Origin of the sequence: Citrobacter freundii complex sp. CFNIH9 (genome assembly GCF_002903305.1) — a bacterium.
GTDB classification, from domain to species: domain Bacteria; phylum Pseudomonadota; class Gammaproteobacteria; order Enterobacterales; family Enterobacteriaceae; genus Citrobacter; species Citrobacter portucalensis.
The window spans coordinates 2,264,152-2,286,485 of sequence record NZ_CP026238.1; the positions used below are offsets into that span (position 1 = coordinate 2,264,152).

Below are 22,334 nucleotides of genomic sequence, written 5' to 3' on the forward strand. Positions count from 1 at the left end.
GGTGTTCAGGTACGTGATGAGTCAAGTTCATCCGTCCGATTGTTATAGTGGGAGGGGAAACGGCAAGTAATGTTCACTATCTTGACCCTTCAGACAAGTGGTTTGTAATAATCTGTTACATATATCATGACTGGTGAAATCGTCGGGGCTGTGAAATGTTATCTAGCGTTAAATTTCTTCATTTCTAAAATGGCAGATTTTTACACTGTTTAATCACCGCCAGAACCGCAATGTGGCGATATGTTCTGCTATTTAAGGTTGAATCCAGTGATATAGGCCATTATCTGAAAAATAGGCAGTGTAATGTTTTGTTTAGAAACTGTGCAGTTAGGTCATCTAATTGTCACCTTAACTAAAAAATAAAAATTTATTAACATTGTGTTAGCTGGATGATCTGGATCACGTATAGATAGAAATTTCTTTTGCTAAAAAAACGATTAACCTGCTCAGGTGTTAATTAACAAGAATATTGCATTAGATATGAGCAATTGAATGGCATCATTGTCGGGAAAATAAACGCTGGGGAGTGCATAACTAATCGTTATGTATGTAAGGGGCGAGGAGGATGCCCCGGCAGCATTAGATATCGACTTTCTCTTTGAATTCGCAGAGATCTTCAATAATACAGGAACCGCAGCGCGGCTTTCTGGCGATGCAGGTGTAGCGACCATGAAGAATTAACCAGTGATGGCAATCGACTTTAAATTCACTGGGTACGACTTTCAGCAGTTTCTCTTCAACCTGCTCGACGTTTTTACCCGGGGCGAATTGCGTGCGATTACAGACACGAAAAATGTGGGTATCTACAGCGATAGTGGGCCAACCAAAGGCGGTATTTAACACCACATTAGCCGTCTTCCGCCCAACGCCGGGGAGAGCTTCTAACGCCGCACGGTCTTCAGGCACTTCACCATTATGTTGTTCCAGCAGAATACGGCAGGTTTTAATTACGTTTTCTGCTTTGCTGTTAAACAAACCGATTGTCTTGATGTAGGACTTAACACCTTCAACGCCGAGCTCCAGCATCGCAGCCGGCGTATTGGCGACGGGGTATAGCTTAGCTGTCGCTTTATTGACGCTGACATCGGTCGCTTGTGCGGAGAGCAAGACCGAAATCAACAGTTCAAACGGCGATGTAAAATTAAGCTCGGTTGTCGGATGCGGGTTGTTATCCCGCAGACGCGTCAGTATTTCCAGACGTTTTGCTTTGTTCATTACGCATTCCCTGTTTCACCCGCGGGACTGTCCACGACAGCCGCCTCGGCACGACGTTTCTTCATTTTCTCATCAATCAGATACTTCACCGCCAGCATCAGACCCAGGCCAATAAACGCGCCCGGTGGCAGCATGGCCAGCAGAAACGGCGTATCAGTATGGAAGATCTCAACGCGCAAGACTTTGGCCCAGCTACCCAATAAACCATCTGCACCATCAAACAGTGTACCGTTACCAATTATTTCACGCAGCGAGCCCAGAACAAACATGGCACCTGTTGCGCCCATGCCGATGGAGAAACCATCAAGTGCGGATAACGCAGGGCCCTTTTTGGCGGCGAAGGCTTCTGCACGGCCAACAACAATGCAGTTGGTTACAATCAGCGGGATGAAGATACCCAGAGACTGATACAGGCCGAAGGCGTAGGCATTGATCAACATCTGTACCGCACTCACCACGGAGGCGATAATCATGACATAAATCGGAATACGAATTTCTGGCGGTGTCCAGCGGCGAAGGGCTGAAATCGTCAGGTTGGTCAGCGTCAGGACGAGCGTAGTCGCAAGTCCAAGACCCAGCGCGTTAGTTGCGGTAGAAGTGACGGCCAACAGCGGACACATCCCGAGTAGTTGCACAAGCGCGGAGTTATTTTTCCATAACCCCTGGACAATCACGTCTTTAATTTCGCTCATGGTTATTCTCCACAGGCGCTAAGTTGAGGGAGTTGCGCAGGCAGCGTCTGCGCATACAGGCCGGCACGTTTAACCGCGTTAACCACCGCACGTGGTGTAATGGTTGCGCCAGTAAACTGGTCAAAGTCGCCGCCATCTTTTTTCACTGCCCAGTGAGAGGTGTTATCCGCAGAAATTGTTTTACCGCTAAAATGGGTGATCCAGTCGGACAGTCGCAGTTCGATTTTATCGCCCAGCCCAGGCGTTTCATGGTGTTCGGTAACCCGCGTACCCAACACGGTACCCGTGAAATCGACACCCACCAGCAGTTGAATCGTCCCGGAATAACCATCTGGCGCCGTAGCTTCAAGAATCGCAGCAACAGGACGATCGTCCTGACGGGCAATATATACACGGTGCGTACCTTTGCCTAACGCTGGCGCATTGACCAGATAACAACTTTCAGACAAGTTATTATTGTAGCGATCGCCAGGCAGAACCTGATCGAACAGCGTTTTTTGCTGTATCGCGGCCTGTTCATCAATGGTTGACTTGGTTAATTGATTGATTGCTGCGGTTAACCCCGTTGAGCCCGCAGCAAACAGCGCCAGTGTAATACCGTGTTTACGAATCGTTTTCAGCATATCTAGTCCTTAGCGATGTCCGTACACGCGAGGGCGGGTGTAATAATCAATCAGGGGAACCGTGATATTTGCCAGCAACACGGCAAAAGCCACGCCATCAGGATAACCACCAAAACTACGTATCAACCACACTAACAGGCCCGCAAGTGCGCCAAAAATAAGACGACCACGGTTGGTTGTTGATGCCGTAACGGGATCGGTAAGAATAAAGAACGCACCTAACATCGTCGCGCCGGAAAGCAAGTGCAACTGAGGCGATGCCAGTGAGTCTGGCGAAAAAATCCAACCTAAAGTGGCGCAAACTGCGAGCGACAGCAGGAAGCTAACCGGGATATGCCAGCGAATCGCTTTTTGCCATAACAGCACGATGCCACCAACCAGCCAGGCAAGGTTCACCCACTGCCAGCCAGCGCCTGCCAGCATGCCGCTGTAGATCGGGTATTGCATCACCTGCTCAACGGTACGTCCGGCATGCAGGGATGTCTTAAAAGTATCAAGAGGTGTTGCCTGACTGATACCATCGATACCCATACGCAGCGAATTCATATCACCTCCGCTGGCGGTATGCCCGTTAAAGATAACGTTCAGGGCGTCAAAGAAACCAGGCACCGTGGCCGCAATTTCATGCGGCGGCAGCCAACTGGTCATCTGTACCGGAAATGAGATGAGCAGCACGACATAGCCAATCATGGCAGGGTTAAACGGGTTCTGCCCGAGCCCGCCATACAGCTGTTTCGCAATGATAACCGCAAATACGGTGCCTAATACCACCATCCACCAGGGGGCGAGGGGCGGAATACTGACGGCCAAAAGCAACCCGGTAAGTAACGCCGAGTTGTCTTTTAAAATTGCCACAATGGGTTGTTTACGCAGTTTAAGCACACCTGCTTCGGCAGCAATAGCGCTGATGGCAGCGAGAACGATCTGGAACAACGTGCCCCAGCCGAAGAACCACAGCTGAGCGGCGATCCCCGGCAATGCAGCAAGTAACACCAGCATCATGATACGCGATGTCTGGCGCTGGTTATGGGTATAAGGGGAGCTTGCTATTCTGAATACCATTTATTCCTCGTTTACAACCTGCTGCTGTGCGGCTTTCTTTGCCTGAGCGCGTGCGATGGCGGCCGCGACGGCGGCTTTACGTGGTTCAACCGGCTCGGCTGTTTCTGTTACCGCTTCTTGTTCAAGCTTGCGGGCTTTGGCGCGGGCGATTGCCGCTTCCACGGCAGCTTTACGCGGATCAACCGGTTCGGTTGTTTCTGTTACCGCCTGCTGCTCGAGCTTGCGAGCTTTGGCGCGGGCGATTGCCGCTTCCACGGCAGCTTTACGCGGATCAACCGGTTCGACTGTTTCTGTTACCGCTGCTTGTTCAAGTTTGCGGGCTTTGGCGCGAGCGATTGCTGCTTCGACGGCGGCTTTACGTGGGTCAACCGGCTCGGCCGTTTCTGTTACCGCTTCTTGCTCAAGCTTGCGGGCTTTGGCGCGGGCAATTGCCGCTTCCACGGCAGCTTTACGCGGGTCTGTACCCGTGCTGCTGCCTTCACTTTGCGGTGGATTTTCCTTACGGGAAGCACGAGCTTGCGCCTTACGCGCCTCGCGTGCGGCAATCACGGCGCTATTGTCAGGTTTTTCACCTGCCTGAATGACCACCGGTTGCAGCGCCTGAGCCTGCTTTTCTTTTACGCGAGCCAGCGCGGCGGCAATGGCATCATGATCTTTGGCCGCCGGCTGAGCAGCGGCGCTCTTATGGCGTTCAAGACGTGCTGCTTTTTCACGTTCAAGGCGCGCCTGTCGGGCTTCAAACCGAGCTTTTGCTTCTGCGGCGCGCTTTTCTTCCTGACTAATGGCGTAAATCTCGGCTTTTTCCTGACGGAAATACTGTACCAGTGGAATATTGCTTGGGCATACCCAGGCGCAGGCACCGCATTCAATACAGTCGGCGATATTGTGGGCCGTCGCTTTGTCGTGCTGTTGCCCTTTACTGAACCAGTAAAGCTGTTGTGGCAGGAGATCGGCCGGACAGGCATCGGCGCATGCGCTACAGCGAATGCAGCCTTTCTCTTCTGGCGTTTCACCCATTTCACTGGCAGAGGGGGCCAGAAGACAGTTGGTTATCTTCACCACCGGGACATCCAGCCATGGCAGCGTAAAGCCCATCAGCGGCCCGCCCATAATCACCATCTGGTCGGCGGAAGGGCAGAAGCCCGCATTGTTGAGCAGATGACGAACCGGCGTACCTAAACGCGCCCAGACGTTGCCCGGACGACTAACTGCTTCACCGGTTAGCGTCACGACACGTTCGGTGATCGGCTCTCCGTCGATTACTGCACGTTTAATTGCATAGGCGGTTCCGACGTTTTGCATCAATACGCCGATATCGGAGGAGCGTCCGCCGTGGGGAACCTGCTTGCCGGTCAGGATTTGTGTTAACTGCTTGGCCCCGCCGGACGGGTACTTGGTGGGGATCACGCGTAGGCTAATGTCGTGTGAATCAGCCAGCACCGCGCGCAGCATAGATATTGCCTGCGGTTTGTTATCTTCGATACCCAGGAGGATCTCGCGTGGCTGAAGAATGTGCGCCAGGATGCGGATACCTTCGACGACCTGAGCGGCACAGTCCTGCATCAGGCGGTCATCTGCCGTAATGTACGGCTCGCATTCGGCGGCGTTAATGATCAGCGTTTCAATTTTATCTCCGCCGCCCTGCAGTTTAACGCCGGTGGGAAAACCTGCGCCACCCAGCCCGGCGACGCCGTACTGATGAATACGCGCAATCAGCTCTTCCCGGCTGCGGGAGCGATAATCGGTCCAGCCGTCTCGCTCAATCCAGCGATCTTCGCCATCGGCGTCTATGATGACGCTCAACTCAGCCAGTGCCGAAGGATGCGCGGTGGAGTGCGGGGCAATGGCAACAACGGTGCCTGATGTTGGCGCATGGACTGGAAGCATTCTGCCACGTCCGCGGGTTAAGGGCTGACCACGCAGCACGGTGTCACCCACGTTTACGCACAGTTCACCCTCCGCACCAATATGTTGTTTCAGCGGAATAACGAAACGCGGCGCCAGCGGAACCTGTCGCAACGGCGTTCCGTTTGACTGGGTTTTCATTTCTGGTGGATGAATGCCGCCATCAAAGTCCCAGATTTTATTTTTTCTGAATGCAGAGAATAACTTAAACATGTTGTTCCACGGGAATGATGCGCACAGGGATGGTGTTTAAATCCCATTTCCAGCTATCGGGTGTCTCGGCTACCGGGCGTAATTCAATACATTGCGTCGGGCATGGGTCAACGCACAGGTTGCACCCGGTGCAGAGATCGCTCATTACCGTGTGCATGGCGCGGGTCGCGCCCACGATGGCATCGACCGGGCAGGCCTGAATACACTTAGTGCACCCAATACAGTTATTTTCATCAATGACCGCCAGCATTCGCACCGGCGTAACGTCTTGTTCATCGCCATCAATAGGCTGCGGATCGACATTCAGTAGGGCGGCAATTTTTAACATCACCGCTTCGCCGCCGGGGGCGCAACGGTTAATTTTTTCACCCTGAGACCCGATCGCCTCAGCGTAAGGATGACAGCCCGGATAGCCGCACTGGCCACACTGGCTTTGCGGGAGAATTTCATCAATTTTCTCCACGACCGGATCATCTTCAACGGCAAAACGTCGTGAGGCGTACCCCAAAATAGCGCCGAACGCCAGACCCAGTAGACTCACTGCGGCAACGGCAATCCAGATAGCATTCATTACAACTTCACCAAACCACTAAAGCCCATAAAGGCCAATGACATTAAACCAGCGGTAATCAGCGCAATCGCATTGCCGCGAAACGGCGCTGGGACGTCCGCCACGGCGAGGCGTTCGCGGATCGCGGCGAACAGTACCATCACCAGCGAGAAGCCGACGGCGGCGGAAAAACCGTATAGCGCCGACTGTAAAAAGTTATGGCCGAGGTTGATGTTCAGTAGCGCCACACCTAACACTGCGCAGTTAGTGGTGATCAGCGGTAGAAAGATCCCCAGCAGGCGGTACAGCGCAGGGCTGGTTTTGCGCACAACCATTTCGGTAAACTGCACGACGACGGCGATAACCAGAATAAAAGCCAGCGTGCGCAGATAGATGAGATTGAGCGGAATTAGGATCCAGGTATCAATCAGCCAAGCGCAGATGGATGCCAGTGTCATGACAAACGTCGTGGCAAGCCCCATACCCATTGCGGTTTCCAGTTTTTTGGAAACGCCCATAAACGGGCAAAGGCCCAGAAACTTCACCAGTACAAAGTTATTGACCAGTACAGTTCCGACAAACAGCAGCAGGTAATCAGTCATTTTTCGGCCTGAAATAAAAAGCCGCCTATTATCTGACAATCTTCAACAGGCGACAACAGGTTAACTGTAGGGTTATTACGGGTTCACAAACGTCGATTTAACGCGCTGCGATCGTTTGAAGTAGGGCACCAACAGTGCTGCAGCCAGTAATGGGAACAGCAGTTGGCGCACGGCAAAAGCGTCTGGGACGGGTGAAAACGCAAACGCTTTAATCGCCAGCAACACGGAGATCAGCAGCCACAGAATGTAATGCTTAGGTACACAGGCTCTGCGTTTGAAAAACGCAATCGTCAGCCACAGTGTGTAATACCACATGGCGATCGCGGTAATAAAGGAGACGCCCCATAACAGCAAATTTGCCGTACTTTGCTCACCCAGCGTTTTGAAGGTTTGCGGTGTAGCCAGCGCAGTGACATAAAGTAATAACGCCAGCGAAGCGCTCAACAACGCGACTAACAGCCAGGCCAGTGGCCCAAGTAGCCAGCCTCCGATACGTTGTGCCGGTGTCGTAGTCATCTCTTCTCCAGGTTTACGCGCGCAATCAATCATGCCATTCATTTTGGGGCAATTATTATAAAGCTTTTAACGTTGAGCGCTACTTTCTTCTTTATTGCACGTAATGCCAGACTGATTTAGGTACCTGACCAACATCAAACAGACGACCTCCGGAGATAAGCTCCGCACGGCGATGGTCTGCGGCACGGTACATATTGATAATGTCGTTATCATCGGTGAGCGTGTAGTTAAGATGGTCGAACAGTTTTTCCAGACTTTCGAGCGAACTGATTTTGCGGAATTTTAATAAGTAATCCTGAACGGTCATAAATGCAGATCCATATTAATAAAATAATACCAACGGAGTAGAAAATATAAAAATAAACAACGAGCACAGGTCAAAGCGCATTTACGTGCAAATGTAAGAAGAGTGTTCATACCTGTGAAAAATCAGGCGCTATGCGCGTCTTGAGCAAGGGTAACGCGCTTAGCGATCGCTGGCAATATGCAGCGGAGCGGGACGCGGCATAATTCGCTTTTTTTGACAGAAAGCGATCTTTTACCGGCAGACCCTGCAACTACCAATGTTAATTGCCGGGCAATAAAAGGCTGCGGATGCTTATTTCTTCTGCACTGCCGCAACGGGCTCTGGTGGCTGGTAATTGTCAATATGATTGGCAACACCCAGCAGGATCACGGAGACGGCGAGAACAATCCAACCTGTTAATTCAATAAGACGATTCATTACTGATGACATTTGCTTTGATTTATCCATAAACACAGGCTGCAAATGTTACTAATCTCTCATTAATACAGCAAGATGATTGGGAACGATTTCTACCTCTTTTTCGCTGCAAGTTAAGCATAAGTGGCATATGTTTGACTTAAGTTAAAAAACAACCTTTGTAGCGCAAAGGTTATTAAACTATTGAGACGTTGCAAGGTATGGTGTGAAATAGGTCAGTCCTGAATTGAGAGGCAATAACATGAGTGACAACATCCGCGTTGGGCTAATTGGCTACGGTTATGCCAGCAAAACCTTCCATGCTCCACTGATTGTGGGCACACCGGGTCTGGAACTGGCTGCAGTGTCCAGTAGTGATGAAGCAAAAGTGAAGGCAGACTGGCCTACGGTGGCGGTTGTTGCTGAGCCTAAGCATCTTTTTAACGATCCAAATATCGACCTGATTGTGATCCCCACGCCAAACGACACGCACTTCCCGTTAGCGAAAGCAGCGTTGGAAGCGGGCAAACATGTGGTTGTTGATAAGCCCTTTACCGTGACACTGTCACAAGCGCGTGAGTTGGATGCACTGGCACGTAGCCTGGGGCGTGTGTTGTCTGTATTCCATAACCGTCGCTGGGACAGTGATTTTCTGACGCTGAAAGCTCTGCTGGCGGATGGTGTTTTAGGTGAGGTAGCGTATTTCGAATCCCATTTCGATCGTTTCCGCCCACAGGTTCGTGACCGTTGGCGTGAACAGGGCGGTCCGGGAAGCGGTATCTGGTACGATTTAGCACCGCATCTTTTGGATCAGGCGATTAATCTGTTTGGTTTGCCCGTCAGCCTGACGGTAGACCTGGCCCAGCTGCGTCCGGGCGCGCAGGCGACGGATTACTTCCATGCCATCCTGACGTATCCGCAGCGTCGTGTGATCCTGCATGGCACCATGCTTGCTGCCGCAGAATCGGCCCGTTATATTGTGCACGGATCGCGCGGCAGCTATGTGAAGTATGGTCTTGACCCGCAGGAAGAGCGTTTGAAAAATGGCGAGCGGTTGCCACAGGAAGACTGGGGTTATGATATGCGCGATGGCGTATTGACGCGAGTCGAAGGCGAAGAGCAGGTTGAAGAAACCTGGCTGACCGTACCGGGCAACTATCCTGCGTACTATGCTGGCATTCGGGATGCGCTAAACGGCAACGGTGAAAACCCGGTACCGGCGAGACAGGCTATCCAAATTATGGAGCTGATTGAGCTGGGTATAGAATCAGCGAAACATCGTTCGACGCTGTGCCTTGCCTGATTAGGTAAATGGCGCAAGGCGGTACCTTCCTGGCATCGTATCCGGCCTACAATGAAAACCAACGTAGGCCGGATAAGCGTTAGCGCCATCCGGCACTTTACCTGTTACGCTGCGGCGACTTTCTCGCGCAAGGCTCGTTTTTCCTCGTTACTCAGGAATGCCATTTCCAGACCGTTGATTTGCGCCTGGCGGATCTGTTCGGGCGTTAGGCCTGCAGCTGGTGCGGCAATGGTGTACTCGTGAATAATATCCACACCCTGAACAGCCGGGTCGTCCGTATTCAAACTGGCGATAACGCCATGCTCAAGGAACGTTTTCAGCGGATGGTTCGCTAGTGAGGCAACGGTGCTGGTCTGAATGTTTGATGTCAGGCAGGATTCGATGCCGATACGGTGCTCGGCGAGGTAATCCATCAACGCACGATCTTCAACGGCTTTAACGCCGTGACCAATACGCTCAGCGCCTAGCTCTTTAATGGCCTGCCAGATGCTTTCTGGTCCCGCGGCTTCGCCCGCATGTACGGTGATATGCCAGCCGGCATCGCGTGCCTGGTTGAAGTGAGACAGGAACAGGCTGCCCGGGAACCCCAGTTCGTCACCGGCCAAATCCAGTGCCGTAATATGGTCTCGGTGGGCTAACAGCGCATCCAGTTCCTGCAGACAGGCGGCTTCGCCGAAAGTACGGCTCATAATGCCAATTAAGCGAGCTTCGACGCCAAAGGTCTTGCAGCCCTCGCGTACGCCTGCGATGACGGCTTCAACTACACCTGCAACCGGGAGCTGATGCGCCATCGCCATGTAGCCTGGGGAAAAACGCAGTTCAACATAGTGCAGGCCGTTACGTGCTGCGTCCTCAATATTTTCAAATGCCACGCGACGACACGCATCCAGCGAGGCCAGTACCTTCACGCCCCAGTCGAGCTTGGATAAAAAGCTCACTAAATCTGGCTCAGTTGATGTGACTTGCACATGAGGGATCAGCGTTTCCAACGTTTGTGCCGGAAGCGTTAAGTTGAACTGACGACCCAGATCCAGGATCGTTTGTGCACGGATGTTACCATCAAGGTGGCGATGGACGTCGGTCAGGGGGAGGGAAGTATCAATCATGGTCGCACTCGTGTATTTAGGTAAAGTGCAGGCCATTATACAACAGAAAAATGTTCCTCTAAAAACTTTAAAAAAAGCAGTGCAGAGTTCGGGGTTATGGGGAAGCAAGCATCGCCAAATTGTTGACCATGCTGTTAGCGTACCAACAGAGTGGTGTTCCGACTCCCTGATCCTTGAGACCGTATCACGATGCTTTTGCCTTGCGGTGGTAAGACAGGCATAAAGTAAGCAATAACGTATTTCCTGCAGCATGTGTGTAATGAAAGGATTTCATTTTTTTAAGATTATTTACCTCGTTTTTATTTAATTACTGCCTGTCAGTGTTATTTTATTCAGACATTTATTGAATAACATTGCTAATAGCGAAAAATGGACACTTTCCAGTTTATGAATGTGCAGCGAGGTATGTTATAAAAACACAATAACGACTGAGGGTATTAATAAAGTGAAAAGTGTAAAGCTAATTGTCAGTACAATGTTCTGTGGAAGTTTACTGCTGGCAACTGTGCCTGCGCATGCGGCGTATAAAGCGGATGAAACGCATGTAATCCAGTTTAAGAAAGGCACCAGTGGCGCAGATATCAAGGGGACAATTACGGGTGATAAAACAAAAGATTATACGTTTGTCGCCAAAAAAGGGCAGACCATGCAAGCAGTTCTGAAAAGCGCCTGGCCTCATCCTTTCATGAGTATTATTGCACCGGGCGAACAATTCATTTTTGATGGCATGATGAGTGGTGACACTTATAAAAATACGCTGCCTGCCAGCGGTAAGTATACCATCAGAATATATCAAAAAGGCGCGGCGAAGGATGAGGGGAAAACCAACGCATTCCAGCTGCACATGAAAATTACCAACTGATCATGAGGAAAAGATCGCCCTGGTGGTGATCTTTTCCTTTGCTATTAAACTTCTTCGCCAGAATAGGCCACAACGCAATTACGGCCTCGGTTTTTTGCCATATACAGGGCGCGGTCTGCGCAATCAGCAAGTTGTTCGGGGGCTGAACGGTTATCAACCGAGGTTACGATACCCAGGCTGATGGTGATGATGCGTGGAAAATCACCTTTAGTCGTGGCCTGAGTTTGTTGTTCTACGTGTTTTCTGATTCGCTCTGCGATGTTAAATGCTGCATCAGCGTTAGTTTCAGGTAGCAAAATAGCAAACTCTTCTCCGCCAATGCGTGCTACGATGTCGTTACGCCGACTCAGTCGCTGCATAATTTCTGACAATTTAATTATCACTCTGTCACCCTGCAAATGTCCCCAGGTGTCATTGACCGACTTAAAGAAATCAATGTCGCAAAAGAAAATGCTCAGGGGTTTATGGGGCGCTGTCATTTTAATCTCATTGCTGAGTGCGTTATAAAAATAGCCACGGTTGAAAAGTCGGGTCATCGGGTCGCGGACTGAATTTTCATAGGATAATTCATAGGCCTGACGTGAGGCTTTGTAGCGCTTGAAAATATCAGACATGAGCACGATCATCACGGCCATTGCGCTAAGGCACTCCAGGCCTCTGGCGAGATACCATCCAGCGGAGTCTATATGCGTGTACTTCAGCATAATGATGACACTTAACAGATTGCTCAGGGCAACCAGTGACATACTTACCCAAAACTGTGTTTTTAGCCGGGTTAATTTTGCCCCTAATAAAACGATACAGGTCCACAAGATAATGAGGACATAAATAAAGCTACCACGCCAGGGTCTAAGCCATTCAAACGTTTCTGTGTCAACCAACTGAAACGATATTGGCGTAATACGGATGGAGTAGAGGATAGCCATTACCAGATGCAACATGCACCATAAATAAGTGGCGTAAATAACTGTTTTACCATGCTTTTCTTTTTTATTTTTAAACGTATATAAATAGTATGTTGCAAAGAACAACCCCGTAATTAACATGTTCCTCATAAAGTATAAAACAGCAATGTCATTGTAGATGACACCAGGAAGACCGTTTTTATAAAAATAAATATAGAGCGCAAGAAATAAGAAAACCCCTGAGAAATAAAACGCGCAGGCCAGGGGTAAAAGATATTTTTTGCGCCGATAACTCATGTAATTCATCGTCATAAAGCACCCAGTCTGAATGTGCAATACACCAGCAAAGGTTGCAATAACCGGGTAAAAAGAGAGGCTATAACGCTGATTACTAAAAGGGATATACCAAAGAAAAATGGATGTTGTTAGGGACAGGAGTAAAAAAAAAGTTAAATTCTTTTTGTGAATGTTTATTTGTGTTGTATTCATGATTTTTATGTATATAAAACAGCGCTATATTTCGGCTATCTTCTCAGCTTTGTATTTTGTCTTTTTGATTTTTATTGCTGTTGATTTTGACTGGCAGGAAAAGTCAGGGAGGAATTGGTATTAAAAAAAACGATAAAAAACAGATTTGTTTTTTTATATAAGGAGTTGCGCAATGAGTTCTTCATTGCGCAAGACTATTTAACTTATTGTGCGGATGGCGTTAATCAACCCCTGAACGCCTTTTTCAAGCTTGGAACGTGGACATCCGGCATTGAGGCGCACAAAACCGCGTCCTTCTTCTCCGTATGTGTATCCGGGCATGATGGCGACTTTCTGCTGATGGATGAGTGCATCCTGCAGTGCGTGGTCATCAAGGTTGAGTGGACGCAAGTCAATCCATGCCAGATAGGTGGATTGCGGAACCTGCCAGTTCAGTTCGGGGAATGCGTTATTCAGCTCGTGCGCGATGTAATCCAGGTTACTGGCAAGATATTCCCGCAGCGCATCAAGCCAGCTAGCGCCCTGTTGGTAGGCTGCGATATGTGCGCTAAGCGCGAGCACTGCAGGTGAGGAAAGACCATCCCGACCCTTTAACGCACTGAGGTAATCGTTGCGACTCTGCTCATCCTCAATAATCCCGTAAGCCCCGGTTAATGCCGGAATATTGAAGCTCTTTGAACCGGAAGTGAACAGCGCCCAACTGTCGCGCGCGACGTTACTCCACGGGATGTGTGGCTGGTCTGCCCATACCATATCCATATGGATCTCATCAGAGATGACTTTTACACCGTGGCGCTGACACAGCTCCGCCATGGTTTCCAGTTCATCGCGCGTCCACACCTTACCGGTTGGGTTGTGCGGGCTGCAAAGCAGGAGAATTTTGCTTTCAGGCCGGGACAGGGCTTTCTCTAGTGCAACCATGTCGCAAAACCAGCCGTCAGCGCGTTTTTCAAGTCCGACAGCGCATACCTGGCGCTGATTACCTTCAATCGCTTTGTAAAACGCGTCGTAAGCCGGCGTATGAATAACCACCGCATCACCCGCAGAAGACCACTGGCGGATCAGCTCCGATACCATATAGATGACCGAGGGGCCATAAACCAGCGACTCAGGATCGATTTGGGTATTATGACGCGATAGAAACCAGTGGCTAATCGCCGCCAGAAATTCATCATTTTTCCAGCGACTGTAACCCAACACGCCATGTGACAGGCGCTGAGTCAGCGCCTCCAGAATGCAGGGGGCGGTGGCAAAATCCATATCGGAGATGGTGAACGGCAGAAGGTCGGCTGAACCAAAACGGTCGGCAACGTAATCCCACTGAGTACACCAGGTACCATGCCTGTCCACAACCTTTGAAAAATCAAACATATTGTTGTCCTTAAGCCTGTACGGTGTTCATAAGAACTGCGATTTCATCTTTCACTGACTGGACCTGCGGACCAATAACAACCTGAAGATTATGCTGATTGAGTTGCACTACGCCAATGGCGCGATTGTCCTTCAGTGCCTGTACGTTCACAAGCGACATATCCTTTACTGACAAGCGCAGACGGGTAATGCAGTTATCAAGGCTGACAATGTTTTCCGCACCGCCCAGCGCCGCCAGAATGGCAGGGACGTTGTAACCGGATTTACCCGGTGCTCCCGCCATGACTTTATCGATATTGCTGGCAATTTCGACGTCCCGACCCGGGGTCTTCAGATTGAAGCGTGTGATGGCGAAACGGAAGATCACGTAGTACACCGCGAACCAGATCGCAGCCACGACAGGGACCAAATACCACTTGGTAGAGAGTCCGTGCAGGATGCCGAATACCACAAAGTCAATCAGGTTACCGTCCGTGTTCACTGAAGTGTAATGGGTATAATTGATATTTGCCGATGTACACTGTGAACAATCAGGTTACTGCAATGTTGAAAATTACAGCTCCCACTCAACTGTGTATGCCGGAAGGAAGCCAAAGACAAGATTGTAAATCCCTTTGAATTTCTCCGTTGTTACCAACACCCCACACAATCATCATCCCTCTTTTATCAAGGCATGATTTCCGTTGCCCCCTTTCACTCCTTCTGATATGATAATGAGTTATTATAAATATTTCCGTAAACTTTGTTCCGTAGTATTTCTCTCCTCGAAAACATCCCCAACGTCAGATGCAAGGCGGCTTTGCGCTATCGCAAATGCCATCGTTTTACCGTGGTTTTAGGTAGTAACTATGTAGGGGGTGTGATCTCTTTCTGAGTACAAAAAGGTTAATTTAACAATGATGCAACAATCACAAACCCTATTCGAATCGTCGGTTTTATCGGCAACAAGTTTTCGTACCGTCTACCATGAACACGGACGTTACAAAACAATTAATGGCAACTCCTTTGTTCATGATGGTCATGCATACCGGATTAACACAAGAATCGGCTCTGGTGTTCGCCATGACATACTTATGTCAACAATCAACGAACTGAAAGCAATCCAGAAGCGCTACAGTCGAGTGTTCCTTACCCGTTTTGATCTTCACCTCCCTGCGTTGACTTCTGTTGAAGCGGGTAACAAATACATACGCAAACTGTTCAAACGATTACGTGCCCGCCTGGAGTCTGGGAATAACGGCTTATCGAAACCTATCATCGATTTTGCTTACGGTTGGGTTTGCGAGCAGGAAAAGGCATTACAGCCACATTACCATTGCTGGATTGCGCTTCCACATCGTCTGGTAAGATGGTTTGGAACGCCAGAAAGAGGGATCGCTGGTATTATTACTGAGATCTGGATGAAACTGACAGGTGGTGAAGCAACGCTGGTAAACTTGTCTAAAGCTACGAAGGACTATCGCGATCACTACGTCATTCATCTTGACGATCCTTCATCACTCGAAGGTCCGATATTTTGGCTTTCTTACCTGGCAAAAGAACGCGGGAAGTCGCAAACAGGGAAGGGAACGCGCTTGTATTCAACATCAAAGTTGAGTCGTAAAGCACTGGATTCGTAAATATCGCACAGGAAGCCCGTAGTGCGTTTTTCTTTGTAAGTTATACGATTGCATTACCCATGTCATGAAAAGCGCTTAGAATCGCACTCAGGACATTTGAGGGCATGATCAATACATGATTAACTTGTTGCTTCGGTCATGTGTTTGATTACTGAATGATAATTGCTTTGCTTATAGAAGTATACATTACTTCAAAATTCCGAGCGAAGCGAGGGACACGAACGAAGTGAGTGTTAACAGCTAAACTACATAATTATATTATTATATTTTATATATAGAGAAAAATGTAGTTTTTGGGCTGGTTTTTAACCAAATGTAAACTATCCGTCTTCGCTTCGCTTGACGGAACTCGCTTCGCTCGTAATTCAGGGTATTACTTCAACATTTGAAGCGAAGGACACGAACGTAGTGAGTGTGTTATGAATTCACAACCCGCAGAATGTTTTGTTCAATGATCACTGTACGGTCAGAACCGAATAATAAAATGTATTAGCTCAGATTTGCACCGTTGGTAACATTTGTCACAAAGCCGGACCCAATTTGACATTCCGCTCCGAGTCAAGAGCGGACATTACTGACATCAAATTTTGTTAAGCTACAGTGAGGAGTTCAGCATGTATAATGCTTTTACTATTCCATATGGAACCCTAACATGAATCGTTTGACTGAGATTGGTTTTATCAAGGTGGGATTCTGGCAGATTATAGACGGTAGCCTGAAGTACCATCTCGATGACAGATTCACAGATGTTAAGAACAACCTCTATGCATTTGTTTGTGATGGTGAGGTAAAATACGTTGGTAAAACCACTCGTCTACTACGTAACAGGATGTACCATTATTCACGTCCAGGCCCTTCCCAATCTACGAATATAAAAAATAACGCTAACATCATTGAGATGCTATCTAATAATGTTGCCGTTGATATCTTAGTGCTTCCAGATTCGGGACTTATGCACTACGGGCAATTTCACTTAAATCTTGCTGCTGGTCTTGAGGATTCCATCATTAGTGCCATTAACCCTGAATGGAATGGAATTCAGAGGCCAGAACTGAAGAGTGAGGAAGTAATATCAACTGAAGCTGAAATCATCACACATAGCAGTATTAAACAATTCACTTTCAACATGACAGATACGTACTGGCGAAGAGGATTCTTTAATGTGCCGGTAGTAAGTTCTCAAAAGTTTGGTAAAGACGGTGAGAACATCAAGATTGTTCTTCATGATGGCATGTCTTCCATCACGGCAATGATTAACCGAACTGCCAATCAGTCTGGTTCACCCCGCATTATGGGGGGCGTTGAGCTTAGGCAATATTTTCAACTCAATTACACAATTGGTGATGTTGTACCTTTCGAGGTGCTCACACAAAATATGATGAAGCTAAAATGAAAGATTTTTTTCCTTCTTACAGTCGTATCAGCCTGAACGTTCCGCAGGTTGGCCTGTTCGCTGTCAATTAAATACGCAGATTTTATCAAAGTGGATCCGGTAGTAATAAACAACGAACGTCCTCTTCGCTCAGGACGGATGGTCAGATTCGAGTACGTTCTGTCTGCGCATTCATCCGGTCAGAATCGAATATAATTAGCTTACTAACTCCTTCTTGATTCGGTAAAAAGTGGCGCGACTGATATCTGCTGCTTTCATGATGTGGGCTGGTTTAACGTTCTGTGCCAGCATTTCCCGAACCACTTCACGGGCTTGCATATCTTTTTCTTTCCCCGTATACAAACCTGCCTGTTTTGCTTTTGCGATCCCTTGTGCCTGGCGTTTACGCCGGGTTTCATAATCTTGTCGTGCCATTGTCGCGAGGATATCGATCAGCATGGCATTAACTGCTCTCAAAATGCCGCTGGTTAGGTCACTACCAGACATTTCAACCATCTGCCAGCTTGTTGGCAAATCCATTGATACAATAACCAGCCCTTTACTGTTCAGCGTAGCTTTGAGTTCAGCCCATTCTTCATGTTGAAGACGACTGAGACGGTCAATCGCTTCAATAAGAAGCAGATCGCCAGGTTGTGCTTCTTCAAGAAGATGCATTAGTTCCACACGCTCCAGCTTCGCACCGCTGGCATTCTCAATGTATTCTCCGGCTACTTGCCAGTTTTTGCTTTGCGCAAATTCGCGCAGGCTAACTAATGCACGATCAGCATGTTGGCCTTCGGTAGATGCACGGCAGTAGATACGGACATTCATTATGTATTCTCTTTTAAGTATCAAATCAATACCCATATGATACATTACATTGTTTTGTAGTCAATAGGGTTGAATTTGATTGTATTGAGACTTCTTATCATGGTCTTTATCAGGTATACCTAAAAGAGATATTGTTCGGATGGTATTCAGATCTTGCTTGGGGTATACGATTTGGTCAGTTTCTGTAGCTGAAGCACTCCGGTTTCATTTCAGCAGGTCTTAATCAAATTCAGTGTGCCATACATGCGGCACGAAAAAGTCTGGCATCAATGTGACCAGTTCTATCACCCACCACAGTCACTACAGTGGCCACACAGTTGGGGACCCAAAGGATGTTGTTTACCATTTTGCAATGGTTGACAGCTACCCGAAAGCAACTCCTCTTCGAGAGCGCTCAATTCCTCAGTTAATCGGGTTTGCAATTTTAGTTTGTTGAACCCATCCACACTGGGCGTAAGTGTATAGTTGTGATAACTGTCAACTTTTCTTCTCTCTTCTGTTCAGAATAAATTAATGTTCAGGCGTTATGATAAATAGATGTTATCGCCACCATGGCGCGGTCTTTACAGGAATAAATCTCACCATTTTTATATTTTCACCACAGTACCTCAAAATTTCATATACCAAAACTGAACTTGGCCGGGTAGTATTGGCTGCTTAGTATTAACTGTAGATGCTGTTATTAGGAGTTTCAGGTGCAGGTAAACAAACTTACGGATGATATTGATATTAGTTCTCATGAGCGTTTCCTCGCGGCCCGTAAAAGCACATGGGTTAGTGTGCTTGTTAATTGTTTTCTGACATCCGGGCAAGTGATTACTGGCGTATTTTCCGGATCTCAGGGGCTTATTGCGGATGGTATCCATTCTCTGTCTGATTTAGTTTCAGACTTTGTGGTGCTTATTGCTAATCATAAAAGTAAAAAAAATCCCGATGATGACCATCACTACGGGCATCATCGTTATGAAAATGGTGCATCATTAATTCTGGGGACAATTTTATTCATTGTTGGCATCGGGATGTTATGGTCAGCAGCAAATAAAATGCAACAACCAGATGATATTCCTCAGGTACATATTGTTGCTCTGTGGGTGGCCTTAGCCGCACTGGTTATCAAAGAGCTTCTTTTTCGCTATATGCTGGCAGTAGCAACCCGAGTAAAATCCACTATGCTGGTTGCCAATGCCTGGCATGCCCGCTCTGATGCCGCCTCATCTTTGGTGGTGGCTATTGGTATTATTGGTAGTTTATCAGGGTTTAAATTGCTTGATCCGGTAGCTGCACTGGTTGTGGGACTGATTGTGACCAGAATGGGATATTCATTTATGTCAGATTCGCTTCATGACTTGATGGACAGGGCCGTGGATATTGAAACTGAAAATAGTATAAAAACAACATTATTGTCCACGCCTGGGGTCGAAGGCATCCATGACCTCAAGACCAGAAAAATGGGGGACCTTGTTGTGGTTGATGTTCATCTGGAAATTGATGGTGATTTATCAGTGAAAGTAGGACATGACATTGCTGTTTTGGCCAGGAAATCAGTTTTAGATAATCATCATGTTTTAAATGTTATGACACATGTTGACCCTTATTTTAAAGGTGATAATAGTCCTGGTTGCGGGGGCAAATAATCCTGAAAAATAATATGAATGCTGCTGTTTTTTGAGAGGATTGGGAAGGGATTATTTTTTTGCGCAATATTACCCCTTCTGACTGTGAAAACGAGAGTAAACAATATGGAGGCTATTATGAGAAAAATTATGCGTACTGTTGTGATAGGAGCCACCCTTCTTTTATCCCCCTGTGTAATGGCTGGTTCTGACGGTGTTGAACATGCCATGAAGATGATGAATAAAAGCTACCGCGCAGCACTTAAGGAGGAGGACGTTACATCCTTCAGGAAAGATATGCGGGAACTGAAAGCAACAGCAGAGTCCATCCTGAACAGCCCTGTAGAAGGGTATGACAGGGAAACGTATGTTGCAGGCATGTCACTTCTAATTGATGAGGTAACTGCCGTTGAAAGTACCGCTGAGAAGGAAGGTCTTGACGCCGGGAAAATTGCAGCACAGAAACTAGGCAGTCTGATGAGAAAATACCACAATAAACTAGGTGTTGACTGAGACCGGGAATTATTCGGTGAAGGTAGATATGCTGGAAAGATATCCCTGAACTGACATGATACACGTGCCTGTAATCAAGCAGATAGCTATGCACTGGTGAGGAAATTTCACAACGTTATCTTATCTGCAAAATACATATAAAAATGTTGGGGTAACAAACATGCATTATCAATGCTACATATTTTAGTTTGTTGCCTCAACATAAGTTAAGTACCTATTGGTGTTGCGCGGGGTGGATTCAGGGGGCCAAATTATATTTGGTGGTCACGCGTCAGTCTGTGTTTTGTTTGTTGGTCATGATGACCTGCTCCCCGTTGATTAACACACTGATGCCCGTAATGTCTTCATCATCGGTATGAGACCCTCATTAAGATGCTTTTTTCCGGCAAATAAATCATCAGTATCCTCTTCGAGGCTGGAACAGGGATTCTAAGCCATGTGCTTTGCCGTAAGAAGATCATTTCCGACGTCACCTAATGTGGCTTGGTGAATGGATTTTGTCATGGCTGCACTCTTCATCGGTCGTCGGATTAAGTGCCGTACGATCCACGTCGCTTTTGGAATTTCAAGCGTTCAGATATAAGCATTCTGTACAGCATTGCGTTGTTTCGTGGCTATCTGGCGACGATAAGAAGCACTCAGGAACCTGAATTTACCTGTCGAGTACTGGGCCTTTGAACATGGTTTGGATATTACTGAGTGCATCTTGGTTTTGAGAAGTTAAGGTTATCATTAATAAAAAGGCATAATATTGAGTGGTCAACCAACCTTAAAAAAGTGGCTAAATTATGAACGAAAATTTACGTAATGCTCTTCCTCACAAAAACACACCATTTCTACGTGTGCTGCATATCATCGTAGCTGTATTGATTTTATTGCAGATTATTAATTCAAACCTTACCGAAAGCGATGCGCTTAGTGACTATACTCTCACTGGGTTCGTAACATGGTTCCATGTTATCACTGGGTTATCACTGATTGTCCTTGGGTTTGTCATGCTTGCATGGATGCTGACACAACGAGGATTTCGTTACTATTTTGCCTGGGTGGTCCTTGATTTTCGAGGTGTGGTTGAAGATATCAAAATGCTGATATCATTCCGTCTTCCTGAAGCTCATGCTGGTGGGATTGCTGCTCTGGTTCAGGGGCTTGGTGTACTTGCACTATTGGGCGTTGCATTATGTGGTGGATTCTGGTTTGCTCTCAATACTGCTCTTGGCACGTCACCTGTGCTGACAGAAACCGTCCTGCATGTGCATAAGTTTCTGACTGTATTTATTGAAACCTATTTCTGGGCACATGGTGCGATGGGGTTGCTGCATATCTTCCTCACCGTTCGTAGCCAAAGGAAAAATCCCGTTACCGAATAGTGCTGTAGGTTTATGATGGATAAGATGCCCTGTAATGGTTGGCTAAAACAGACTATAACCGCGCATTTATCCGTCAATGCATTTTCTATTTATCCGTAATTCCGATGAGTATGCGTATTTGAAGGAAAAAATATATGCATCTTGAACGACATAGTATCGAAAAAGTGGGATGGCTGAGGGCAGCTGTACTGGGGGCAAATGACGGAATTGTTTCGACAGCGAGCCTTGTTCTTGGGGTTGCATCTGCAAATAGCAGTCCTTCCGGTGTTTTACTTGCAGGTGTTGCAGGACTGGTTGCCGGAGCTATGTCAATGGCTACAGGGGAATATGTTTCCGTCTCATCTCAGGCGGATACCGAAAACGCAGCACTTGCCCAGGAAAAAAGGGAGCTGGAAACTGATTATCAGGGAGAGGTGCGGGAACTGACTTCACTTTATATGCAACGTGGACTGGAGCCAGAGCTTGCCCGGCAGGTTGCGGAGCAACTTATGGTCAAAGATGCCCTGGATGCTCATGCCCGTGAAGAACTGGGGTTGACGGATATAAATTCTGCACAGCCCCTACAGGCAGCTGTCTTTTCTGCCCTGAGTTTTTCCGCTGGTGCGGTGTTACCCTTAATCGTGGCATGGCTCTCCCCTCTGAAACTGGCTTTTTTGTTGATAATCCTTTCCACCCTTTTTTCACTGGCGGTCCTTGGCTATATATCTTCGGTTTTGAGTAAAGCCTCTCCTGTCAGGGCGATCATAAGAATTACGTTCTGGAGTACCATGGCTATGCTTTTGTCTATGGGGATTGGTCATTTTGCAGGGCAGGCCCTGCTTTAATGTTATGAAGCACAATTCGTGTACCATCTTACTGGCGATGCTTCGCAAAACAATTTGCAATGCAGCTCCCTTCAA

General features: G+C 47.8%; 22 protein-coding genes and 2 pseudogenes. 9 read left to right on the forward strand and 15 right to left on the reverse strand.

What is annotated here, in order from left to right; translation table 11 throughout:
• Nucleotides 1–579: 579 nt before the first annotated feature.
• From nth to blr, 10 genes are all read right to left on the reverse strand, one after another.
• Nucleotides 580–1,215 (reverse strand): endonuclease III, encoded by a 636-nt coding sequence (gene nth, locus C2U43_RS11470; protein WP_003029161.1) that lies wholly within the window; start codon nucleotides 1,213–1,215, stop codon nucleotides 580–582.
• Complete coding sequence (locus tag C2U43_RS11475) at nucleotides 1,215–1,907, reverse strand: electron transport complex subunit E (protein ID WP_008784678.1); 693 nt, start codon at nucleotides 1,905–1,907, stop codon at nucleotides 1,215–1,217. Before C2U43_RS11475 ends, nth begins: the two co-directional genes overlap by 1 nt.
• A 2-nt stretch (nucleotides 1,908–1,909) precedes the next feature.
• Nucleotides 1,910–2,530 carry an electron transport complex subunit RsxG gene (rsxG, locus tag C2U43_RS11480; protein WP_103285150.1) on the reverse strand — a complete coding sequence of 207 codons (621 nt, stop codon included), beginning with the start codon at nucleotides 2,528–2,530 and terminating at the stop codon, nucleotides 1,910–1,912.
• A 9-nt stretch (nucleotides 2,531–2,539) separates the two neighbouring features.
• Nucleotides 2,540–3,592, reverse strand: coding sequence for an electron transport complex subunit RsxD (rsxD, locus tag C2U43_RS11485; protein WP_008784680.1), 1,053 nt, complete (start codon nucleotides 3,590–3,592; stop codon nucleotides 2,540–2,542).
• Nucleotides 3,593–5,710 carry an electron transport complex subunit RsxC gene (gene rsxC, locus C2U43_RS11490; RefSeq protein WP_103285151.1) on the reverse strand — a complete coding sequence of 706 codons (2,118 nt, stop codon included), beginning with the start codon at nucleotides 5,708–5,710 and terminating at the stop codon, nucleotides 3,593–3,595.
• Nucleotides 5,703–6,281: an electron transport complex subunit RsxB gene (gene rsxB, locus C2U43_RS11495; protein WP_032943340.1), complete on the reverse strand. Its 579-nt coding sequence runs from the start codon at nucleotides 6,279–6,281 to the stop codon at nucleotides 5,703–5,705. The genes rsxC and rsxB overlap by 8 nt, the downstream gene beginning before the upstream one ends.
• The gene (rsxA, locus tag C2U43_RS11500; RefSeq protein WP_003029144.1) at nucleotides 6,281–6,862 is read right to left on the reverse strand and encodes an electron transport complex subunit RsxA; all 582 of its coding nucleotides are present in this window, start codon (nucleotides 6,860–6,862) and stop codon (nucleotides 6,281–6,283) included. The genes rsxB and rsxA overlap by 1 nt, the downstream gene beginning before the upstream one ends.
• A gap of 75 nt (nucleotides 6,863–6,937) precedes the next feature.
• Nucleotides 6,938–7,378, reverse strand: coding sequence for a DUF2569 domain-containing protein (locus C2U43_RS11505; RefSeq protein WP_020996422.1), 441 nt, complete (start codon nucleotides 7,376–7,378; stop codon nucleotides 6,938–6,940).
• 91 nt (nucleotides 7,379–7,469) lie between these two features.
• A complete protein-coding gene (gene ydgT, locus C2U43_RS11510; RefSeq protein WP_008784684.1) occupies nucleotides 7,470–7,685 on the reverse strand; it encodes a transcription modulator YdgT in 216 nt (71 codons plus the stop codon).
• A gap of 291 nt (nucleotides 7,686–7,976) precedes the next feature.
• Entirely contained in the window at nucleotides 7,977–8,102 is a 126-nt protein-coding gene (gene blr / locus C2U43_RS11515) for a division septum protein Blr (protein ID WP_003029134.1), read from the reverse strand.
• A 241-nt stretch (nucleotides 8,103–8,343) separates the two neighbouring features.
• Between blr and C2U43_RS11520 the strand changes: the two genes are divergently transcribed.
• Entirely contained in the window at nucleotides 8,344–9,384 is a 1,041-nt protein-coding gene (locus C2U43_RS11520) for an oxidoreductase (RefSeq protein WP_071446495.1), read from the forward strand.
• Between the two features lie 104 nt (nucleotides 9,385–9,488).
• Here C2U43_RS11520 and add read toward each other — a convergent pair whose 3' ends face one another.
• Nucleotides 9,489–10,490, reverse strand: a complete 1,002-nt coding sequence (gene add, locus C2U43_RS11525) for an adenosine deaminase (protein ID WP_008784687.1) — start codon at nucleotides 10,488–10,490, stop codon at nucleotides 9,489–9,491.
• 445 nt (nucleotides 10,491–10,935) lie between these two features.
• Between add and C2U43_RS11530 the strand changes: the two genes are divergently transcribed.
• Nucleotides 10,936–11,352, forward strand: a complete 417-nt coding sequence (locus C2U43_RS11530) for a hypothetical protein (RefSeq protein ID WP_048235434.1) — start codon at nucleotides 10,936–10,938, stop codon at nucleotides 11,350–11,352.
• A gap of 44 nt (nucleotides 11,353–11,396) precedes the next feature.
• Here the strand turns inward: C2U43_RS11530 and C2U43_RS11535 are convergent, their stop codons facing one another.
• The 3 genes and pseudogenes from C2U43_RS11535 to C2U43_RS11545 all read right to left on the reverse strand — a co-directional run.
• Nucleotides 11,397–12,746 carry a sensor domain-containing diguanylate cyclase gene (locus C2U43_RS11535; RefSeq protein ID WP_103285152.1) on the reverse strand — a complete coding sequence of 450 codons (1,350 nt, stop codon included), beginning with the start codon at nucleotides 12,744–12,746 and terminating at the stop codon, nucleotides 11,397–11,399.
• Nucleotides 12,747–12,944: 198 nt separating this feature from the next.
• Nucleotides 12,945–14,117: a MalY/PatB family protein gene (locus C2U43_RS11540; protein WP_103285153.1), complete on the reverse strand. Its 1,173-nt coding sequence runs from the start codon at nucleotides 14,115–14,117 to the stop codon at nucleotides 12,945–12,947.
• Nucleotides 14,118–14,127: 10 nt separating this feature from the next.
• Nucleotides 14,128–14,595: pseudogene (locus C2U43_RS11545) on the reverse strand (glucose PTS transporter subunit EIIB); the annotation flags it as partial.
• A gap of 418 nt (nucleotides 14,596–15,013) precedes the next feature.
• Between C2U43_RS11545 and C2U43_RS11550 the strand changes: the two are divergent.
• Nucleotides 15,014–15,736: a YagK/YfjJ domain-containing protein gene (locus tag C2U43_RS11550; RefSeq protein ID WP_049003481.1), complete on the forward strand. Its 723-nt coding sequence runs from the start codon at nucleotides 15,014–15,016 to the stop codon at nucleotides 15,734–15,736.
• 652 nt (nucleotides 15,737–16,388) lie between these two features.
• A complete protein-coding gene (locus C2U43_RS11555; RefSeq protein ID WP_049003480.1) occupies nucleotides 16,389–17,129 on the forward strand; it encodes a GIY-YIG nuclease family protein in 741 nt (246 codons plus the stop codon).
• 195 nt (nucleotides 17,130–17,324) lie between these two features.
• Here C2U43_RS11555 and C2U43_RS11560 read toward each other — a convergent pair whose 3' ends face one another.
• Nucleotides 17,325–17,939: a recombinase family protein gene (locus C2U43_RS11560; RefSeq protein ID WP_049003478.1), complete on the reverse strand. Its 615-nt coding sequence runs from the start codon at nucleotides 17,937–17,939 to the stop codon at nucleotides 17,325–17,327.
• Nucleotides 17,940–18,634: 695 nt separating this feature from the next.
• Between C2U43_RS11560 and C2U43_RS11565 the strand changes: the two genes are divergently transcribed.
• The 5 genes and pseudogenes from C2U43_RS11565 (at nucleotide 18,635) to C2U43_RS11580 (ending at nucleotide 22,259) form a co-directional block, all read left to right on the forward strand.
• Nucleotides 18,635–19,573, forward strand: coding sequence for a cation diffusion facilitator family transporter (locus C2U43_RS11565; protein ID WP_001198019.1), 939 nt, complete (start codon nucleotides 18,635–18,637; stop codon nucleotides 19,571–19,573).
• Between the two features lie 117 nt (nucleotides 19,574–19,690).
• Nucleotides 19,691–20,065, forward strand: coding sequence for a cytochrome b562 (locus tag C2U43_RS11570; RefSeq protein ID WP_013096889.1), 375 nt, complete (start codon nucleotides 19,691–19,693; stop codon nucleotides 20,063–20,065).
• Between the two features lie 463 nt (nucleotides 20,066–20,528).
• A pseudogene (locus tag C2U43_RS29765) lies at nucleotides 20,529–20,759 on the forward strand (IS3 family transposase); the annotation flags it as partial.
• A gap of 94 nt (nucleotides 20,760–20,853) precedes the next feature.
• Complete coding sequence (locus C2U43_RS11575) at nucleotides 20,854–21,435, forward strand: cytochrome b/b6 domain-containing protein (RefSeq protein WP_001004932.1); 582 nt, start codon at nucleotides 20,854–20,856, stop codon at nucleotides 21,433–21,435.
• 134 nt (nucleotides 21,436–21,569) lie between these two features.
• Nucleotides 21,570–22,259 (forward strand): VIT1/CCC1 transporter family protein, encoded by a 690-nt coding sequence (locus tag C2U43_RS11580; RefSeq protein ID WP_000549951.1) that lies wholly within the window; start codon nucleotides 21,570–21,572, stop codon nucleotides 22,257–22,259.
• Nucleotides 22,260–22,334: the final 75 nt, after the last annotated feature.

What these genes read in the sequence shown, in the direction of transcription:
- add (WP_008784687.1), bottom strand. Translation starts at nt 10,490, where the DNA reads ATGATTGATACTTCCCTCCCCCTGACCGACGTCCATCGCCACCTTGAT.
- blr (WP_003029134.1), bottom strand. Translation starts at nt 8,102, where the DNA reads ATGAATCGTCTTATTGAATTAACAGGTTGGATTGTTCTCGCCGTCTCC.
- C2U43_RS11575 (WP_001004932.1), top strand. Translation starts at nt 20,854, where the DNA reads ATGAACGAAAATTTACGTAATGCTCTTCCTCACAAAAACACACCATTT.
- rsxC (WP_103285151.1), bottom strand. Translation starts at nt 5,710, where the DNA reads ATGTTTAAGTTATTCTCTGCATTCAGAAAAAATAAAATCTGGGACTTT.
- C2U43_RS11520 (WP_071446495.1), top strand. Translation starts at nt 8,344, where the DNA reads ATGAGTGACAACATCCGCGTTGGGCTAATTGGCTACGGTTATGCCAGC.
- nth (WP_003029161.1), bottom strand. Translation starts at nt 1,215, where the DNA reads ATGAACAAAGCAAAACGTCTGGAAATACTGACGCGTCTGCGGGATAAC.
- rsxD (WP_008784680.1), bottom strand. Translation starts at nt 3,592, where the DNA reads ATGGTATTCAGAATAGCAAGCTCCCCTTATACCCATAACCAGCGCCAG.
- rsxB (WP_032943340.1), bottom strand. Translation starts at nt 6,281, where the DNA reads ATGAATGCTATCTGGATTGCCGTTGCCGCAGTGAGTCTACTGGGTCTG.
- C2U43_RS11475 (WP_008784678.1), bottom strand. Translation starts at nt 1,907, where the DNA reads ATGAGCGAAATTAAAGACGTGATTGTCCAGGGGTTATGGAAAAATAAC.
- C2U43_RS11560 (WP_049003478.1), bottom strand. Translation starts at nt 17,939, where the DNA reads ATGAATGTCCGTATCTACTGCCGTGCATCTACCGAAGGCCAACATGCT.
- C2U43_RS11570 (WP_013096889.1), top strand. Translation starts at nt 19,691, where the DNA reads ATGAGAAAAATTATGCGTACTGTTGTGATAGGAGCCACCCTTCTTTTA.
- rsxG (WP_103285150.1), bottom strand. Translation starts at nt 2,530, where the DNA reads ATGCTGAAAACGATTCGTAAACACGGTATTACACTGGCGCTGTTTGCT.
- C2U43_RS11580 (WP_000549951.1), top strand. Translation starts at nt 21,570, where the DNA reads ATGCATCTTGAACGACATAGTATCGAAAAAGTGGGATGGCTGAGGGCA.
- C2U43_RS11550 (WP_049003481.1), top strand. Translation starts at nt 15,014, where the DNA reads ATGATGCAACAATCACAAACCCTATTCGAATCGTCGGTTTTATCGGCA.
- C2U43_RS11555 (WP_049003480.1), top strand. Translation starts at nt 16,389, where the DNA reads ATGAATCGTTTGACTGAGATTGGTTTTATCAAGGTGGGATTCTGGCAG.
- ydgT (WP_008784684.1), bottom strand. Translation starts at nt 7,685, where the DNA reads ATGACCGTTCAGGATTACTTATTAAAATTCCGCAAAATCAGTTCGCTC.
- C2U43_RS11505 (WP_020996422.1), bottom strand. Translation starts at nt 7,378, where the DNA reads ATGACTACGACACCGGCACAACGTATCGGAGGCTGGCTACTTGGGCCA.
- C2U43_RS11540 (WP_103285153.1), bottom strand. Translation starts at nt 14,117, where the DNA reads ATGTTTGATTTTTCAAAGGTTGTGGACAGGCATGGTACCTGGTGTACT.
- rsxA (WP_003029144.1), bottom strand. Translation starts at nt 6,862, where the DNA reads ATGACTGATTACCTGCTGCTGTTTGTCGGAACTGTACTGGTCAATAAC.
- C2U43_RS11535 (WP_103285152.1), bottom strand. Translation starts at nt 12,746, where the DNA reads ATGAATACAACACAAATAAACATTCACAAAAAGAATTTAACTTTTTTT.